The organism is Vibrio neptunius, assembly GCA_019339365.1.
GTDB lineage: Bacteria > Pseudomonadota > Gammaproteobacteria > Enterobacterales > Vibrionaceae > Vibrio > Vibrio neptunius.
This window is the reverse complement of record CP079860.1, coordinates 1623098-1641660: the sequence shown is the minus strand read 5'-3', so window position 1 is coordinate 1641660 and position 18563 is coordinate 1623098. Positions and strand designations below refer to the sequence as shown.

Genomic DNA, 18563 nt, shown 5'->3' with positions numbered 1-18563 from the left:
TCTCACATATATATGACCAGACTAAGTTTCCTTATTTATACCGAAGAAGCAAGTAAGTTTTAGGGTTATTGAATATCGATCCCGATTTGGTTTGCGATTTTGAACAGTTGTTGTTCATTATCAAGCTTGATAGACCATTTGGTCTCCGAGCCATTGGCAGCAATAACGTTAGCACCTCGACCAATAAGCTGAACTGCATCCACTTGAGCCTGCAATGTAATCATGTGTTCTGTAGCTACTTTCACCACAACTTCATGCGCTGTAATAATGATTTTTCCGCTTTTAAATTCAACAACCATGATCAGTTAACCTTAAGAGACTGCTTTGCATTGCGTTTCTTCTTAATCGCAATCGTCAAACGACTGGTACATACAAGCCGTTCTCGTTCATCAGTAATATTGATTTGCCACACTTGCGTTGAGACACCAAGATGAATCGGTTCCGCCCGCCCAATCACATTACCTTCTCTCATAGAACGAATATGGTTGGCATTAATCTCTAGCCCAACGCAGTAAGCATCATCAGCGACGCAGAAATTGGCTGCAACTGAACCCAACGTTTCAGCGAGCACGACCGAAGCACCACCATGCAGCATACCCAAAGGCTGATGTGTGAAATGACAGACTGGCATTTTGGCTTCAATGAAATCTTCGCCAACTTTGGTATAAATGATCTTTAGGTGGTCTATCAAAGTATTTTCAGAAGTCGCATTCAGGCGATCAAGGTCAATAGGTCGTTTCCAAATAGTCATACAATTACTCGTGATAATGCGTTACAACGCATTGTAACCTAATGGTATGATAAGCAACATTATTAAGATCGAAACGGAGCATTACATGCGTAACTGGTTGAAATACACAGCCTTAGCTACCGTTGTAGGATTAGCCGCCTGCACCTCATCACCCACAGGGCGAAACCAACTGCTGCTTTTTCGGATCAAGACATGAGTGCACTCGGCGCCCAATCTTTTGAGCAAATGAAGCAGCAGCAAAAAATTAGTAAAGATAATAAGATAAACGCCTATGTCCAGTGCGTCGCGAAAGCCGTCACTAAACAAGTCCCTCAGCAACCTGAGTTTAAAGACTGGGAAGTTGTGGTTTTTGATAGTGAACAAGTCAATGCTTTTGCACTACCTGGCGGAAAAATTGGCGTTTATACTGGGTTACTCAACGTCGCAAAGAATGAAGATCAATTGGCCACTGTTATTGGCCATGAAATCGCTCACGTTCTGGCTGACCATAGTAATGAACGCCTGTCTCAGTCTCAATTAACTAGCGCCGGATTACAAATTACCAGCGCGGTTTTGGGGTCTTCCGAGTACGCTCAATACCAAAGTGCGACAATGGCTGCTTTAGGGTTGGGGCTGCAATACGGGGTGTTGCTGCCTTACGGACGAACTCAGGAATCTGAAGCCGATATTGTTGGTTTAGAGCTCATGGCGAAAGCTGGTTTTGACCCGAATCAAAGTATTAGCTTATGGCAGAACATGGCGAAAGCTTCAGGTGGAAGCCAACCCCCAGAATTGCTCTCTACACACCCTTCACACGGCACTCGCATAAAGGATTTATCAGCTAAGATAAAGACATTGCCCAACTACAATGTAAAGCGACCAAACTGTTCATGAATACAATGGGGAGTGAAATGCTCCCCAATCTGTTTCTAAGTCCCTAAGATCATAAGTGGTAACTGTAAAAGCTGATCACCTGTCCCAGCAAAATACCAAATGATACCAATCAGACCTGCCACCAGCGCAACGTACCAAACCGCAGCAACAACCTGACCATATCTATCGAGCGGTAATAGATGACTATGGTGTCGTCCTCTCCACTCGATGACGATTTCTAATGTCCCCATGATAAGCAAGAAGCCAAACAGCGTTAATCCCAATGAATAGCTCAACGCAACGCCACCTAGCGCAGCAGCGGTACACAGCACAATTCCCATCAGGCTGTTCATGGAGAAGCTGATGCTTTTGATAACATGGCCTCCATCGAGCGGTAAAATTGGCAAGAGGTTAAATAAATTTAGGAAGGCATTAAAAACGGCCAACCCCGCAAAGAACATTTCACCCGTGATCCAATAGAGGCCAACCAAAATGAGTGACAACACAAAGCCAAACATCGGGCCCATGATGGAAATGACGACATCCTGCCAACGCGTATTGATCTTTTCATCGCTTAACGCCAGTCCACCGAGAAAAGGCACTAAGTAAATGCCTTTGGTTTTCATACCAAAGTACTTCATCGCCTTAACGTGGCCATACTCATGGAATACCAAACACGCGATCAATGCCAAAGCAAACTGAAAGGAAAACAGCCACGAATATGCCGCTAGGCTCGCTGATGCCAGAACGACTTTAATCAGCTTTGCACTTTTGAAAGCTTTCATGCCAAGTGACAACAAACCAATCAGGCTAAACCTTTTCTCTGGCTCTGGTGGCGTAAACGGTGTTTGCTGCTCTATATCTTTTGTATCGCGGCTACCTTGAGCAATTAACTGTTCATTGAGTATCGCTTTATATTCAATTAAAAAAGGTTGCCAATCGAGTGATGTTTCAAGTCGGCATATCAGCTCTTCTTCGCCGTTGAGGAGTTTGAATTCATGCGACGACTCTTTACCACGTTCAGAGTCCGCATCAAGCTGGGAAACTAATTGATTATCCCAGAAGAGTTGCTGCCAACCAGCCAAAGAGCCCTCTAGGCGCAAAGGCTTGCCCAAAAAATCGATAGAAAGCAGTTCCAATGTCAGTCCTACAAAATTGATATATAAACGCCGCTCATTATGCCGTTTGTTATAAAAATGGTAAAGAATAGGAACAAACTTAGTGACGGCGTCACAAATATCAGTTAACTATTGCGGGAATAACCGCTAAATCAAGGCTGCTCGTACTCGCCAAAGACAATGCCCCTTTATTTTCGATGGATAAAGTGGATAATAGCGCTCTTGATTTAATACCTATTTATATGTGAGCCCATTATGTCTTCAGAAGCGACCATGCTAGAACGTTGCCAATCTAAGTGTGAATTGTGCAGTGCTGAATCTCAGCTAACCGCCTACGCCGTTCCACCACACAGCCACGTGACAGTGGATCACGCTATTATGGTTTGCGACACATGTCTGGGTGAAATTGACGAGCCTAAAGACATCAACCACTGGCGTTGTTTGAACGATAGTATGTGGAGCCAAGTTCCAGGTGTACAAGTCACAGCATGGCGCCAGTTAACGCGCTTAAACAGCGAAAGCTGGGCACAAGATGCACTAGACATGATGTACATGGAAGAAGAACAAATGAACTGGGCCATGATTGGTATGTCTGCTGATGACAAACCACTTGATTGCAACGGCGTCGAACTGAAAAAAAGGTGACGACGTAACGGTCATCAAAGACCTACCAGTTAAAGGCACTAACCAAGTAATCAAGCAAGGCACGGTTATCCGCGGCATCAGCATTGGCGACGATCCTAAGCTTGTTTCTGGTAAAGCGAACGGCGGCCAATCTATGTACGTTATTGCGGAATACTGCCGTAAGAAGTAGTGATGAATTGATGATTTTCCTAAGGGCGCTATTTAGCGCCTTTTTTAATGCGCCAAAGCTTCTACTAGAGTCTAAATCATAATGATTCACTGTTAGCAAATTAATAAAAATTTCACTGAGCTTTTGAGCTTGTCCGTACAGAAATAGCAGCACGCAAAGCAGCAAGAGTGTCGTCGCGGAGGTTGGGAGGAAAGGAGCGGCTGTCCTAGCTTCGATTCCCTGACTAACGCCAGAAAACAAAGGGCAATGGGTAAGCTATTTTTGTGCTGTTTAGACTCAACAACAATGTACAAGGATTCTGCTACGCTAGCTCTCGTTGAATATACTTGTCACATAGCTGTTTGAAGAGCAGCGGTTTATCAAAATAGTAGCCTTGAAGCACTTGGCAACCCATTTGATTGAGTAATTCTGCTTGACGCTTTGTCTCCACCCCTTCCGCCACTAAATTGAGCTGATTGGAGTGTCCAATTGCTATGATGGTATTCGCTAAACTATCCAAGTAGTTGTCATCATTGATATCAAGAATGAACTGTCGATCAATTTTGATTTCAGTGATTGGCAGATCATTGACATATCGAAGAGAACTGTAACCCGTGCCAAAATCATCAAGAGAAACGCCAAAACCTTCCAAGCTTAGCTTGGTCAATATATCTTTGACTCTGTGTGTATCTTCAATGACGACATTCTCTGTAATTTCAAAAGTAACAAGCTGATTGGCCAACTCATTCGAAGTGAGGATATTTTTGGTTTTCAATTCAAAATCTTTATGAAGAAGCTGCAGTGGCGAAATGTTTATCGCGACACTTATTTGGCTATGATTTAATCGATTAAACAAAACGATATCTTTACAGGCTTGTTTCATCACGAAATCCCCGATTTCGATAATTAATCCTTTTTTTTCAGCGACTTCAATAAACTCATCGGGAGGAACGTAGCCAAGTTCTGATGAGTGCCAGCGGCATAGGGCCTCAACTCCGATCAGCTCACCACTTGCCGCATTGATTTTAGGCTGGTATTCAACGCTTATTTCTTCTCTCGCCAAAGCAAGGCTCAGCTGCTCTTCTAGTGCAAACTGATACTCCAGTACCTCACTAATCCTTTTAGTGAATAGCTGTATCTGACCTTTTTTTTGTTCCTTGGAAGTGTAAAGCGCAACATCTGAGTGAGACAATAACTCCGAAGAATTAGCGCCATGATCGGGAAACATAGCGATACCAATACTGCAGTTGGTTGATAACTGAACACCATTAAACAGAATAGGGATAGCAATCGATTCTTGAATTCTTTCCGCTCTGAGCATTGCCTCTTCTTCTTCAATGACTGGAAAGCCAAAAACAAACTCATCTCCTCCGAAACGAACCAGTATTTCATCGTCACGTCTGAGCTTTGAAAATGTTGTACTGACGGCTTTAAGCAACTCATCACCAGCATGATGACCATATTTATCATTGATCCTTTTAAAATCATCTAAATCAACAAATAAGACCGCATACTTCGACTTCTCTATCCGGCATTGCTCAATGCAGCGATCCAATTGCTCATCCAGTTGACTGCGATTGGGAATGCCTGTCAATGAATCGATATGGGCAGACCTTTCTAATTGTACGCGGCTTATCTCGAGTTGTTTAATATCATCTTCGATTCTTTGCTGATAGTCATCAAAGCGTCGTTTTACCAACTTACTGGCCCAAAACGACAAAGTGACAAGAAGCAACATCAATCCCGATAAGATAAGAATCACACGAAGGAGATCTTCTGAATGAGACTGTTTCAACTTGACCACTTGGGGGCTTAAGACACGTTCAACATGTTCAGTAAAAAAACCCGTCCCAATGATCCATCCCCATTCCGGCAATACCTGAACATAACTTACCTTGTTTGAATTGAATATCCCTTTAGGAACATAAGGGCTTTGATATTCGACAAACCCTGACAATTCACCATTTAATGTTGTTCTAATTGTTTCAAGGAGATCAGGTTCTGGGTCTCCGATTCGGTCGGGATCTTTATGCGCTAATGTTACGCCTTTCATATCCATCACAAATACGTAGTTATCTTCTCCATATCTTAATGCTGTTAACCATTCCAGAAGATCTTGCTTTATTTCGTCCTCAACGTCAGAAACATATTCCCCCGTACCAATAAACCAATCAAAAGGCTCAAATCTCTTACCAAAACCTATTTTTTCAAACTCGACATCACTTTGTCCTGGCTTCCTATACCACCACTGATAAAAGGCCTCACCGTTGGCTGATTGTCGAATGAGATCAATATGTTGTTTTAAAATCAATGTTCCTTTGCTGTCTTTTGCATCAATTTTGGACGTTCCCTCAATATGCGGAAGCAACCCATGCATGATGCTGATACCTTCCATCGAGAAAATAAAAAAGTAGCCTCGACCTTCATTAAATCTTACTTCTCTCAATGCTTCAGAGATTAAGGATTGGAGTTCTGCCTCTTCTCTATTGGGAAAAGCGCGATACAATCCACTGGCAATGCTATGCGCTTCATAAATGCGTTCTCGAATATCCGCTTTTAATACGCCGACAGCTTGAGAGGTTTCGAAGAGTAAATGTTGATGAATATTATCCAGTTGACGTTTTGCTTGCTCACGTTGGCTAGTCAAAAAGTCTTGCCTGAAGCCATCAATCAACTCATCAATTTTTCTCTGCTCCTCTCCAACCAAGATCAGAGTTATGGCAAGCATGACTGTCATAGTCAGTGTTACTGGTAACACTTTGATACATCTCAATAGCCATAATTCTGAATCATTTGCCATAAAATGATCTTCTCATCGTGATTACAATCTCTTAATTATAGTCATTGATTGTTAACCAATTTTCCGATTAAAAGATCACTTGGTGCTGGGGATCGCATATTTCAATTTTCCCTCATTGTTCAACATTTCATAATACTTCCCTGATTCAATCATACTTCGAAATCCTGATTCGCACAGAGCTAGAATTTGTTTAGCATTAGGGTATGAACGAGAAACCATCAAATGAAGAGACGTGCCGGGAAAAGGTTCAGGTAAAATATCAAAGTGATGAACAGAATCAGGAAAGAGTTTAGCAATCCATTTCCATCCAGATTCAGGGTCTGCAGGCAGGTAATCTATCCGGCCTTTTTGAAGCAATTTAAAGGCTTGCTCTTCTGTTTGTGCTAGAACGTACTCCTGACCCATCTCATCAAGCTTTTCTTTAATGTAATAGCCAAGATATGTACCTACTCGATAGGTCATGAGTTCTTGCAGGCTGATGGATTCAGCCTTAGGAACAAGAGGTAAATAATAAAATATACGCGGAGGATTCGCCGACTGAGTTAAAGCGATCGAAAAATCGGCAAACTGTTTTCTGGTTTGTGTAACCGCGTAAGGAAAAGCGGCGAAAGCAGAACCATGCTTGACCATAGTTTCCGCTCTGAGCCATGGAACATAAGTAATCTCGACTTTCAGCCCTTCGGTCTCACACATTTCCACAACAAGATCAACAAAAAAGCCTTTGCCCTGATTGCTGGATGCATTGAGTACATAGGGAGGCCAAACATCAGTGACAAATGATACTGTTTTCGCAGAAACCTCTTGAAAAGGAGAAACCAGCAGCATCAATGATAAAAGTGGTACACGTGCGAAATAGCTGACAACACCCATATTGATGCCCTGAAAACAAATCCTCTAAATTTTCTTAGTACAGAAGTAACAGTACCTCAAGCGATACAATGTAACATATTGCAACATCACCTACTCTATCTTACCGCCAACCGTTTGAATTCTTTCAAAACTACCAGGCTTTGTGACCCAAGCGACGACAGCGTCAATATCTTTTAGCTCGTTAGTGAGTTCAAAATGCCATTGACCTGTATTTGAGCGACTTTGCTGACGTTCCTTAGCGATAAAATCGTGTTCAAGTGACTTCCCTCTGTTTTCTCCGCCCTTCACTATCGTGGTTCGATTGTTAGCAAGAAACACAATCGTCGCGTCGAGATGTCCAGATTTGTCGAAGTTAAGAATGAATTTATTTCCTTTGCGACTAAGTGTCAGTCTCTCTGCGTTTCTAGGCTCTAAAGCTGGAAGCTCGCGGTTAACCCAATTGAAGAAGCCGCGCCATTCTTTACCATCAACAATGAATCCTGGCGTATAGACGCTACCCACGACATCATATGCACGATAAAGACGCTGCAGTTGGGAGTATTCAGGTTTAGCAAAGTCGTCTTGCCAACCAAGGTAGTCCCAATAATCAACGTGATACGCAACAGGAATAATTTCCTTCCATAATCGATCACTTTCTTCAAATGTTGATAAATACTTGTCCGCTGGTGGGCAACTGGAACACCCTTCTGACGTAAATAGCTCAATAACTTGAGCAGGTTGGCCTTCGTGTGACCAGATTTGTCCACTAGAGAAGGTTGAGGCGACGGATATCGCTAATAATGTGTTCATAGACAGATCCTCTGATGTTCTACTGACTATGACCGACCTAATGCTAACTCTATTTCACTAAAATAAAACAAAAAAAAACGCCAGCATTTCTGCTGGCGCTTAATAGTCTTTAAGTGTGGGTCTATTAACGATATAGACCGATATCCTTTTGAATATGACCAGACATGTCACTTGCGTAATGTGCGCGAGGTGTGTTGTCGGTGAAAAGAATATCTAGTAGGTGTGCAATCAATCCTTTGAAAGTAACCGAGTAGGTTTTTTTGTCCATAGAGATTGGAGCGTTGATAGTTCCGATGTGCATTGCCTGTGCCATGATTGCCTCTCTATAAATCGTGTAATTCGTTTCGTTGAGGGAATATTAATCAATAAATTACTGCTCAAAAAATGACAAATTTTACTTCTTGACATTAGTTTTTCTAATAAAACAAACCATTAACATGACACTTTGTAAAAAATGCAACCAAATCTAGATATAGTGCTTATTTATTTACTTTTATTGCATTTACTATTTATCAACCACTCAAAAACACGTTTCAAGTCACAAATATTTTACAACCTTATACATATTCAAGCTGGTAATTTGTCTCGATTGAATTAGTTTATTTATCGATACTTACTTCAACTTCTGATGCCAATCTCTTTTGTTTGGCTACCGATGCCACAACTGCGATAGAGATAGTAATCAGCAATACAACTAATGACAACGGAGTGGGAATCTCCCAACTTGATCCAACTAGCATCATCTTAACTCCGATGAAAGTCATGATAAAAGCCAGTGCTGTTTTCAGGTAGATAAACTTATCCATCATGCCTTGTAAAACAAAATACAACGTCCGAAGACCTAACAGGGCAAATACGTTCGCCGCAAGTACGAGAAACGGTTCTTGCGTTACAGCGAAGATGGCAGGAATAGAGTCAAGCGCAAACATGACGTCCATAAATGCAATTACACTAATCACAATCGCCATCGGTGTTAACATTCGTTTACCCTGTTCGACAACGGTCAATGCGTTACCACGAAAGCCATCGGTGACTTGCGCCCACTTCCGTATCAACGTTTCTGGTAATGGATTTACCTCATCTTCTCCTTTGTTTTTTGCCAACTGAACGCCAGTCCAAATGAGGAACACAGCAAAGACATAGAGAACCCAGTGGTACTGAGCGAGTAACTGAGCGCCAACCGCAATCATGATGGCACGCAGGACAAGCGCACCAATCACGCCCCAGAGTAATGCTCGTGGACGTAAGTGTTCTGGTACTAAGTACTGATGGAAGATGATGGCAAACACAAACAGGTTATCAACACTCAGTGACTTTTCTAGCAGATAGCCGGTTATGAATGATACGGTCGCTTTCTCAGCGCTGTAACTGCTTGCTGGAGCATAAACATCCCAAAAGAAATAGATGCTAGCAGCGAAGATGAACGTGATCAAAAACCAGAATAAGCTCCAAGCTGTCGCTTTTTTGATAGTGATGTTGCCGCCACGAGTTTGCCATATATCTAAAGCCACCATAGATAGCGTTAGCAAACCAAAACCGAGATAAATAGATAGGGTCATTATTCCTCCTGAGCGGAGGGATCAGAGTAATGCTTTGACGATCCCGCCGCAAACAAACCAATCCAATGTTCTTTTACATTGGTTACTTGATTGCGTTGGTCTCGTCGAAATAGATGCCGTAAAAAGAAGGCAACATTTATACTTACCGGATAGAACAACGTCTAACGAGATGACGATAAGTAAACCAGAGGCGACTACTCCCCAAACAATTGAGATTGTATTCTGGCGCTAACATTTCGTCTATAGCGAAGATCAAAAAAGGAGCCCAATGGGCTCCTTTTACATTAAACGTTGATTTTACCGCTAAGCTATACTCCCCAACAGGGATAAAGTATACTAATGCAGACCAAACGCCTATCCAGCTAATCACGACCGCAACGTCGATCCAGTCTCTACTCCACATAGATTCCTCCGAGTAATATTCACTTACCCAATTAACTCGAAGAATAAATTAGCAACCTTTGTGCCACCATATTTGAGCTCTTTCCCGAGGTCTGTTTAATGTTTCAGGAGCGTCAGTTAACAATTCAATAAAACAATCTGCCATAGAGGTAGCCGTCACTATACCTTCGCCAGACATGTTTAGCATGGCTTCGTAGCCCTCTTTGCCTTTCATCGTATAGGCTGAAGACGTTCCAGTGTAGTACTTTTCATTCGATACTTCCTGCCAACCTAACGCCAAGCTGTAGATCTTGAGACTCCGGATTCGACTTCCTTTTTCCGCTTCCGGAAGATATTCAAAGCTCAGGTTGTAGGTGTAAGGATAAGAACCATCACCAGTCCCTTCCACGCCGTTATTAGTGGCGTTATTTATTGCCCCCTCAAGCGCAGCGGCAATGTCCTTCCCTTTAAGCTGATAAACACCGATCGGAACGGCAAATGGTAGCAGCTTACCCGCGATATCAGCGACGGACACATTACCAACATTGAACGAATTTCGAACACCACCGGCGTTGTGAATGGCAAACTCCGCATTGTGTCCCAGCTTATTCATTGAGTGCACAAAGGACTCAGCGACCAACGGAGCCAACTCGCTGGCACCGACCTCATCAGGAACTCTGACATGACGTAGTGGCTTATCGGCGCAAGCAATCACCTGACGTTGTAGTTCTCTAACGCGTGATACGTACTTTTCATTCAATACGTCCTGTACTTGCTTATCTTTTTTACACACCAGCACGTTAGGGTGTTCATCAATAAAACGTCGGGCTAGGTTATAGGGCAATTCGTTCGTGCTTTGACTCATGCTTGCGTCAAGGAATAATCGACGACCCAGCAAAAGTTCATTTCTCCCATTAAAGGAGACGATCTCACCTTCTACATTGAAGTCAATATCACAGTGCCCCATGCTTAGAGCGTGATAACCCGCTTGGACAATATGTGTACCATTGATCTTAATCCCGTATTCATCATCCTTTTTCAGGCCCAACGCACTGAAATCACCTTGCAAGCGATGGCTATGGCCGCCAACAATAAGACTGATCCCTTCAACTTTCTCCGCCATATCCAAATCGGCATCATAGCCCATATGACTTAATAAAATGATCTTATTGATACCGTGATTTCTGATTTCCTCAACGGTATGTTTTGCCGTTGTAATCGAGTTCACAAATGGTGTGTCTGAGTCAGGGTTAGAAATGTCTGCCATTTTATCGAGCGCTAGGGAAAAGATAGCAATGGGCTCTCCATTTACTTCTTTCACTATCCATTGAGCACAATGGCTTGCAGGGACAAAAGAGTAAACCTGTAATTTATTTTTCAGCGTGCAGGCTTTCTGTTGATTTTCATTAGACAGATCCCAGTTACCAGCAAGCAGTGGGAACTCGATTTTCTCTACGAACTTAGCAACTGGTAAGTTGCCCATGTCCAATTCATGGTTACCTAAGGCCATCGCATCTATATTGAGGGCATTGAGCATGGTCGCATTCGCTTCCCCTTTAAACAGGGAGAAATACAAAGTGCCCTGAAAACAATCTCCTGCGTGGAGGAACACCATTTGGCGATTGTCAGATATGGATTCTTCGAGCTGTTTTTTACGTGTCGCTATACGCGCAAAGCCCCCGGCACTCACATATGGAGTAAGGGTTTCGCCTTCTACATTGATCGTAAGCTGTAGCGACGTTGGTTCAAAATAAGAATGGGTATCGTTAATGTGGGCAAGCCTAATCTTAGCCGCTTTATTGTTTTTATATTTCATATTTTCTTCTCTCATATTCGGCTACATCGTATCCCATCCTTTATGACAAATTCATTAACTTTCACACTTTTGTTGTATACGCTGTTCTATATACATTAACTAAGTTGATCAAGATCTCTTGTTATTGATAGCAGATTACACCGAGCAAGCACAAACTTTGTGAGGTAAGCTTCTGCTTATGCGAGGTTTTTCTATTATGCTTAGGTAACAATAGCTCAAACGGAGTCACTTCATGCTGCTAGAGCGGATTGAAATTTCCGGCTTTCGTGGGATCAAACGGCTATCCATCGCTTTTGACGAGCTCACGACCCTAATTGGTGAAAATACGTGGGGCAAATCTTCTCTGCTAGATGCCCTATCGGTCGCCTTACCTCCCGAAGGAATACCTTATCAATTTGAAATGACAGATTTTCATGTCGATTACTCAATTGCACATCCACAAACACAGCACTTACAAATCGTCATCAGCTTAGTATCCAACGATAAGAACGAAATCAAATCTGGTCGTTATCGCAAAATAAGACCAGTCTGGATACAGGATCAGCAAGGCATCAACAAGATCATCTATCGCTTAAGTGCTAGCCGAGACGGCCACGATGTGTCTACTCGCTACGCTTTTCTTGATCGTGAAGGTAACCCATTACCACTGCATCACTCAGAAAAGTTAGCGCAGGAACTCATGACACTCCACCCTGCCATTCGTCTCAAAGATTCGCGTCGTTTCGAACGTCCGCTCGGTAATCTGGGAGATACCAATGACCGCATCGAGAAACGGATCAATAATACCTGTCGGCGCTTAATGGCGATTCCCGGCCATGTAAACAAAGGAGAAATGAAAAGTAGCCTGAATTCTATGAATGTATTAGTTGACCACTACTTTTCATTTAAATCCAATGCACGTAAAAACCTTCGTAAACAACGAGATGGTATCTTTTTCAGTGGCTCACCAAATAACAAAAGTATCTCTCAAGTTGTGGAGGAAACCAAAAGTAAACAGACACGTCTCTTGTTTATGGGCTTGCTCAATGCCTATCTTCAGGCGAAAGGTCCCAATAAACTCCGCCGTTGTGCTCGGCCTTTATTGATCCTAGAAGATCCAGAGGGTCGATTGCACCCTACTCATCTTGCAAGAGCCTGGAGCCTGCTCCAACTACTTCCTATGCAAAAAATCCTGACGACAAATAGTGGTGACTTGTTGGGGCAAGTACCGCTCAACAGTATTCGGCGTCTAGTGAGGCAATCCGATCGAACCATCACTACCTATCTTCCAGCACAGGGGTTCAGTAAAGACGAACTAAGACGAATTGGCTTTCATATCAGATTTCACCGCTCTGGAGCATTGTTTGCGAGATGTTGGTTACTGGTCGAAGGTGAAACCGAAGTCTGGTTATTTAATGAGTTAGCGAATCAGTGCGGGTATAATTTGGCCGCTGAAGGCGTACAAATCATTGAGTTTGCTCAATCGGGACTCAAATCTTTAGTCAAAATCGCTAAGGCTTTCGGCATCGACTGGCACGTAGTGACAGATGGAGATGCAGCGGGTAAAAAGTACGCCGCTGCAGTTCGTGCTCAACTAGGAAACGATCAAGAGCGTCATCGCCTCACTGAACTGCCCGATCGAGATATTGAACACTACCTTTACAACAATGGTTTTGAACCTTTTTTTAAAGATATGGTACGAATTCCACTCGATCATCCTATTCCAGCTAAAAAGTGGTGACTAGAGTACTCAAGAAATTTGCTAAGCCCGATCTTGCGCTAGCGATTGTTTCCTACTGTGAGGATAAAGGAACAGAGTGCATCCCATTACTGCTTAGGTGGACGTTAAAGCGCGTAGTAACAATGGCGAATGGCAACACATAAAAAAGCGGCCTTGGCTACCTATCGTTGCCAAGGCCGCGTATCAAATATCAAACGATACTAATCAATCAGGGGGTCACAATCATGAACGAGTTGGTAACTCACTAGTAGATTGTGTTTGAGAAGACTTTTGATGTAGCCACAAACCACTTGCTTTCATCAGGTAGCCAAAGATACCACCTAAGATCAACGAAGGGACAACGAGCTGCCAGTCACCGTCTGCTGCGAAAGTCGCGCAAGAGCCAATAAAAGTACCCGGTATGTATCCAAGCCAGTTTTGCTTTGCCTGAATACACATCATAAATGCCACGAGAGAAGTGATCACATAACCAAGGATTTCTAGGGAAGCAAATTGTGAAGCGTGAATAATTACCATCGCCCAAAATACTCCCGTCATGTTGGTGACTAAACTCTCTGCTAAGCCTTTCAGCCCGCTGGTTGGAGACGCAAAGTAGCTGGTACAACCTAAGAAACCAGCCCATGACAATAGGCCAAGTGAGATGGCAATCCAACCCCATAGACCTGAAAGTATACCCGTAGTTAATGAAATCGCGACAAGTGTGCTCATACCGCCTCGCTAAGTGTGCTTCTTCACACATCAAAAGTACAAGATGGCATGGTAAGGGGTAAGTCAGCAAAACGAAACGATATAGATCACATTAATTAGGCAACAAAATGAAATTGAAACTTATTATTGTGACGCAAACGCTATTTCAACAGATATAGGAAATATTATAGAACAGAAGGCCTGCCTTTCATCATTCGCAGTCCCTCGCGTTTAATGCACTCTATCAACGGATTTTCTACCATGTCTGCTCGCCATATAAAAGACAAGGTTCGTTCCATACTGAGCTCTGGGACGTTAAGCGCAACCAATTGGCCGTTTTCGATAAACCGCTCAACATCCAAATATGGCAGGCAGGTAAGATATTGACCATTTTCAACCATGCTTCTAAGAACAGGCACATGTTCGTATTCACGCCAAACGTCAAGATCTTCGATTAAATGGTGAATAGAACTATCAAAAATCTTACGAGTGCCGCTGCCCTGCTCTCTCAATACCCATCTTGCTTGCTCCAGCTGCGCTAGGCTCACTGTGTCATGCTTTGCGAAAGGATGGTGCGCAGCGGCAACAACGGTTAAGTGGTCACGACACCAAACCTCTTGGTGAAGCCGGTTATCGTCGCAACGACCTTCCATGACCCCCAAATCGTATTTGTAGTCTAAAACGCCTTGTATGACACTATCGGTACTTTTGACTTTAAGAGAGATTCTCATCTCAGGAAATGAGTTATCAATAATACTGATAAGGTCTGGAACTAAATGTTCTGCAGGGGTTTGGCTTGCTCCAAGTTTGACATGACCACTCAACAAATGCTGCTCGTAAAAGCCCATCTCAATTTGTTGCGCATCCTGCAGCAACCGCTTAGCTTTTGGCCTTAGCCACATGCCCCAGTGCGTTAAGGCCATCTGTTTACCTTGACGTTCAAACAACGGCCGTCCTAGCATTTTTTCAAGTTGAGCCAGTGACATACTGGTTGCTGACTGCGTCAATGCCAGCTTATCTGCGGCCATGCTAACACTTCCCATATCTGCGACGGTATCAAATACAGCAAGTTGTTTAAGAGAATATCTCATTAAGCTTCAATCCTTTGCCCAGAGAATAACAACGACTAAAATTGCTTACAAATAAGCAAGTTGTTTCATTTACTTCTCTCTCAGGCCATATCAACAATTTTGATAAGGTTTTTAAACATTATCAATTTTACGTGTATGACTGAGCACCATAACCTGAATGCGCAGTGAGGCTTTCTCACTGACATAACAGGAGGTAATCATGACTATTAGATTCGGGGGCAACGATGGCGCAACAAGCTCAGACGAATAATCTTTATTTCTCGCCCAGTGAAATGATGGCTGAGGCGGAAAAGTTTGCACTCAGTAAAGCCAATAAGACCAGCGGTACAACGTTGGGGCTCGCGATAATGGCTGGCGCGTTTATTGGACTGGCTTTTCTTTTTTACATTACCGTCACCACAGGCAATATCCAGTCTGGCTGGGGTCTAAGTCGACTAGCAGGAGGATTGGCGTTCAGTATGGGGTTGATCCTCATCGTACTTTGTGGAGGAGAACTATTTACTAGCTCTGTTCTGTCCAGTATTGCATGGGCTAACAAGCAAATCAGCTTCGGAAAAATGTTATCCATATGGGGAAAAGTGTATTTGGGTAATTTTTTAGGTGCCATGCTGTTACTGCTCATCGTTACTGCTGCTGGTCTCTATCAAATGGACAACGGTCAATGGGGCCTTAACGCACTCAATATCGCACAACACAAGCTCCATCACTCTTTGGTCGAAGCATTTGCTTTGGGTGTTTTGTGTAACTTATTGGTTTGTCTTGCTATTTGGTTAACATTTAGCAGCGCAAACGCGATGACTAAAGCGGTAATGACCATAATGCCAGTGGCAATGTTTGTGTCCAGTGGGTTCGAACACTGCGTCGCAAACATGTTCATGGTGCCACTTGGTATCGTCATTCAAAACTTCGCAACTGAAGCCTTTTGGAGTCAAGTAGGCGCGACATCTGCTCAATTCAGTGATCTCAATATCTATCAATTTGTTACTGCAAACCTCATCCCAGTGACATTAGGCAACATTGTCGGCGGAGCAGTATTAGTCGGCCTTGCCAATTGGAGCATCTATCGTAGACCACAAATCAAAGTCGCATCAATTTCAAGTATTACTACAACCACTAACATTACGTCAGCCAAGGAAAACTCTATGAATAACTTACTCTTCGTCAATGACATTATGGACCGTAATCCAGTCATCTTATCACCTGAAATGACGACACCCGCTGCCATCGATATATTACTTGATAAACATGTTGTTAGTGCACCAGTTGTTAATGAAGAGGGTCGCCTAATTGGTTTCTTTTCCGCTCATGACGTCATGGTCGATTTATGGTGCCAAGACTATATCCCGGTAGAGGGACAAAAAGTCGTAGATCTGATGTCTCGAGATGTCATCGCTATCAACGTAAATGACAAGTTAATTGACGTCGCCGAGTTTCTTTGTGTCGATAAAGAGCAATTGTATCCGACGACCAGTTTTGGAATAGCAACAACATTAACATCTCTCTCATTGGAGGAACGGGCCAAAAGCATCAAGGTCCACAAACCTCATGTCTTGCCAATCCTAGACAATGGAAAGTTCGTAGGGGTAGTAACAAGGGAGGATGTACTAAGGGCTTTGCGTACCATCTATGGTGACAGGGTAACCATTGTAGACAACAGCACACATCTAGAATCTGCGTAATAGATTTTGGTCAGGAAATAAGTCGCTTGATCAAAAAGCCCCCGACGCAAGTTGGGGGCTATTTAGTTGTTAAGCAGTAAATGGATTATTTCTTGATACCTTCTACATGAAGTTCCATATCAACGTAGCTCGACGCACCCATCACTGGAATATTGAAGTCTGCAAGTTCCAAGCGAGTTGAGCCTAAGAAACCAGCACGCTCACCACCCCAAGGGTCTTGACCAGCACCAATGAACTCAGCGTCAATAGTAATTGGCTTTGTCACACCGTGTAGGTTTAAGTCACCATTGACTTCAAGCTTACCGTTACCTTTGTCGACAACACTGGTACTTGTGAATGTCGCAGTCGAAAACTTCGACGCGTCAATAAAATCTGAGCTGCGGATATGCTTATCACGCTCAGCATGGTTTGAGTCTAAACTTGTAGTATCAATTGTTACTTCTACTTTAGAGGCACTAATGTTTGCAGGGTCGTAAGAAAAGTCACCTTCAAATGTGTTAAAACGACCTTTGATAAAGCTGTAGCCTAGGTGACTTACTTTGAAGTTAACCGAGGCGTGAGCGCCTTTGTTGTCAATTACGTAGTCCGCTGCGCTTGCACCAAATGGCAATGCCATTGCCATAGCTAGTCCGGTAGCAAATAACGTTTTTTTCATTTTGAAGCTCCTATCATCTTGCGTAGCGTGTTGTCTTTGTTAATCACGTGATGTTTGATCGCAGCCAAAGCATGAACGGCTGCCATTAAAATAAGTGCCCAGGCGGCGTAAAAGTGAATTTCACCCGATAGATCGGCTTGGTTCTCAAACAAAGCACCAAGTCCTGGAACAGTAAACCAGTCGAAGACGTCAATACCTCTGCCATCTTCGGTAGAAATAAGGTAACCGGAAGCAAACAGTACAACCAAAACAAGGTACATAGCGAAATGAACTAACTTTGCGCCGAGAATTTCATACGCTTTTCCTTCAACTTTTGGAGAAGGTGTTGCGTGCTTCCAAACGAAACGAAATAGCGTCAGAGCAGCAAGTAAGATGCCCACCGACTTGTGCCAGTGTGGGGCGGTTTTATACCATTCACTATAATATGTAAGGTCTACCATCCATAGGCCCGCAGCAAACATGCCGATAATGACAATAGCTGAGACCCAATGAACTCCCCGCGCTACAAGGTTGTAATTCTTAACTTCTGATTTCATTGCGCTAATACCAATTGTTGAATACTTCTCTTTTTCAACGAGACTATCGTCTCTCCTATTTCCAGAACAGATTATTTACCATTCTTTACATTCGAAAAACGGAGCAAATTTGATTAAGTCATTCAAAATTTTTGAAGGAACTTTCTCATCGTCTTTAGTAACTTAATACTCACTGACTTGTTTAATCTCATCAATCTCGTCAGCAATATCCATCACCTTTCGTTGCATGACCATCTGCGCATCGGTGAGCCCCTTGTTATAAAATGCAGGGCCGAAGGCTTCTATAATGAAATCCATCATAAATTCCGCATCAAACTGACCAATTTCAATGTTTAGTTCATCTTCCAAATATCGCAATAAAGCGGATGACATCGCTTGTTTTTGTTGTGATGTAAATTCAATCTTAGACATAAACCCTTAACCATACTCAATATTTCTCAGGCTAAGTGTAACTAAACAATACTTT

Annotated in this window: 15 protein-coding genes and 3 pseudogenes; 4 read left to right on the top strand and 14 right to left on the bottom strand. The window is 42.9% G+C overall.

Features of this window, described 5'->3' with window-relative positions; all coding sequences use genetic code 11:
* Positions 1-65 precede the first annotated feature (65 nt).
* Together KW548_24175 and KW548_24170 are read right to left on the bottom strand one after the other, a co-directional pair.
* Complete coding sequence (locus tag KW548_24175; GenBank protein QXX08673.1) at positions 66-299, bottom strand: DUF3389 domain-containing protein; 234 nt, start codon at positions 297-299, stop codon at positions 66-68.
* A gap of 2 nt (positions 300-301) precedes the next feature.
* Entirely contained in the window at positions 302-751 is a 450-nt protein-coding gene (locus tag KW548_24170) for a hotdog fold thioesterase (GenBank protein QXX08672.1), read from the bottom strand.
* 85 nt (positions 752-836) lie between these two features.
* Here KW548_24170 and KW548_24165 point away from each other — a divergent pair.
* Positions 837-1624, top strand: a pseudogene (locus KW548_24165) (M48 family metallopeptidase).
* Between the two features lie 35 nt (positions 1625-1659).
* Here KW548_24165 and KW548_24160 read toward each other — a convergent pair.
* Positions 1660-2742: a site-2 protease family protein gene (locus KW548_24160; protein ID QXX08671.1), complete on the bottom strand. Its 1083-nt coding sequence runs from the start codon at positions 2740-2742 to the stop codon at positions 1660-1662.
* A gap of 234 nt (positions 2743-2976) precedes the next feature.
* Here KW548_24160 and KW548_24155 point away from each other — a divergent pair.
* Positions 2977-3535: pseudogene (locus KW548_24155) on the top strand (alkylphosphonate utilization protein).
* Between the two features lie 301 nt (positions 3536-3836).
* Here the strand turns inward: KW548_24155 and KW548_24150 are convergent.
* The 6 genes from KW548_24150 to KW548_24125 all read right to left on the bottom strand — a co-directional run bounded on the left by KW548_24150 (position 3837) and on the right by KW548_24125 (position 11729).
* Positions 3837-6314, bottom strand: a complete 2478-nt coding sequence (locus tag KW548_24150; protein QXX08670.1) for a cache domain-containing protein — start codon at positions 6312-6314, stop codon at positions 3837-3839.
* A gap of 75 nt (positions 6315-6389) precedes the next feature.
* Positions 6390-7184 carry a transporter substrate-binding domain-containing protein gene (locus KW548_24145; protein ID QXX08669.1) on the bottom strand — a complete coding sequence of 265 codons (795 nt, stop codon included), beginning with the start codon at positions 7182-7184 and terminating at the stop codon, positions 6390-6392.
* A 90-nt stretch (positions 7185-7274) separates the two neighbouring features.
* Positions 7275-7973 carry a DUF1223 domain-containing protein gene (locus KW548_24140; GenBank protein QXX08668.1) on the bottom strand — a complete coding sequence of 233 codons (699 nt, stop codon included), beginning with the start codon at positions 7971-7973 and terminating at the stop codon, positions 7275-7277.
* A 124-nt stretch (positions 7974-8097) separates the two neighbouring features.
* On the bottom strand, positions 8098-8286 hold the full coding sequence (locus KW548_24135) for a hypothetical protein (protein ID QXX08667.1): 189 nt from the start codon (positions 8284-8286) through the stop codon (positions 8098-8100).
* Positions 8287-8572: 286 nt separating this feature from the next.
* Positions 8573-9532 carry a TerC/Alx family metal homeostasis membrane protein gene (locus KW548_24130; GenBank protein ID QXX08666.1) on the bottom strand — a complete coding sequence of 320 codons (960 nt, stop codon included), beginning with the start codon at positions 9530-9532 and terminating at the stop codon, positions 8573-8575.
* 451 nt (positions 9533-9983) lie between these two features.
* Entirely contained in the window at positions 9984-11729 is a 1746-nt protein-coding gene (locus tag KW548_24125; GenBank protein QXX08665.1) for a bifunctional metallophosphatase/5'-nucleotidase, read from the bottom strand.
* Between the two features lie 232 nt (positions 11730-11961).
* On the opposite strand from KW548_24125, the pseudogene KW548_24120 reads away from it, so the two are divergent.
* Positions 11962-13592: pseudogene (locus KW548_24120) on the top strand (ATP-dependent endonuclease).
* 79 nt (positions 13593-13671) lie between these two features.
* Here KW548_24120 and KW548_24115 read toward each other — a convergent pair.
* Both KW548_24115 and KW548_24110 read right to left on the bottom strand, forming a co-directional pair.
* Positions 13672-14157: a DUF1097 domain-containing protein gene (locus KW548_24115; protein ID QXX08664.1), complete on the bottom strand. Its 486-nt coding sequence runs from the start codon at positions 14155-14157 to the stop codon at positions 13672-13674.
* A 164-nt stretch (positions 14158-14321) separates the two neighbouring features.
* Positions 14322-15227 (bottom strand): LysR family transcriptional regulator, encoded by a 906-nt coding sequence (locus KW548_24110; protein QXX08663.1) that lies wholly within the window; start codon positions 15225-15227, stop codon positions 14322-14324.
* 224 nt (positions 15228-15451) lie between these two features.
* Here KW548_24110 and focA point away from each other — a divergent pair, with 224 nt between their 5' ends.
* Positions 15452-16906, top strand: a complete 1455-nt coding sequence (focA, locus tag KW548_24105) for a formate transporter FocA (protein QXX08662.1) — start codon at positions 15452-15454, stop codon at positions 16904-16906.
* An 85-nt stretch (positions 16907-16991) separates the two neighbouring features.
* Here the strand turns inward: focA and KW548_24100 are convergent, their stop codons facing one another.
* The 3 genes from KW548_24100 to KW548_24090 form a co-directional block, all read right to left on the bottom strand.
* Positions 16992-17561, bottom strand: a complete 570-nt coding sequence (locus tag KW548_24100) for a YceI family protein (protein QXX08661.1) — start codon at positions 17559-17561, stop codon at positions 16992-16994.
* Positions 17558-18097: a cytochrome b gene (locus tag KW548_24095; protein ID QXX08660.1), complete on the bottom strand. Its 540-nt coding sequence runs from the start codon at positions 18095-18097 to the stop codon at positions 17558-17560. The genes KW548_24100 and KW548_24095 overlap by 4 nt, the downstream gene beginning before the upstream one ends.
* A gap of 162 nt (positions 18098-18259) precedes the next feature.
* Positions 18260-18508: a DUF2164 domain-containing protein gene (locus KW548_24090; GenBank protein ID QXX08659.1), complete on the bottom strand. Its 249-nt coding sequence runs from the start codon at positions 18506-18508 to the stop codon at positions 18260-18262.
* Positions 18509-18563: the final 55 nt, after the last annotated feature.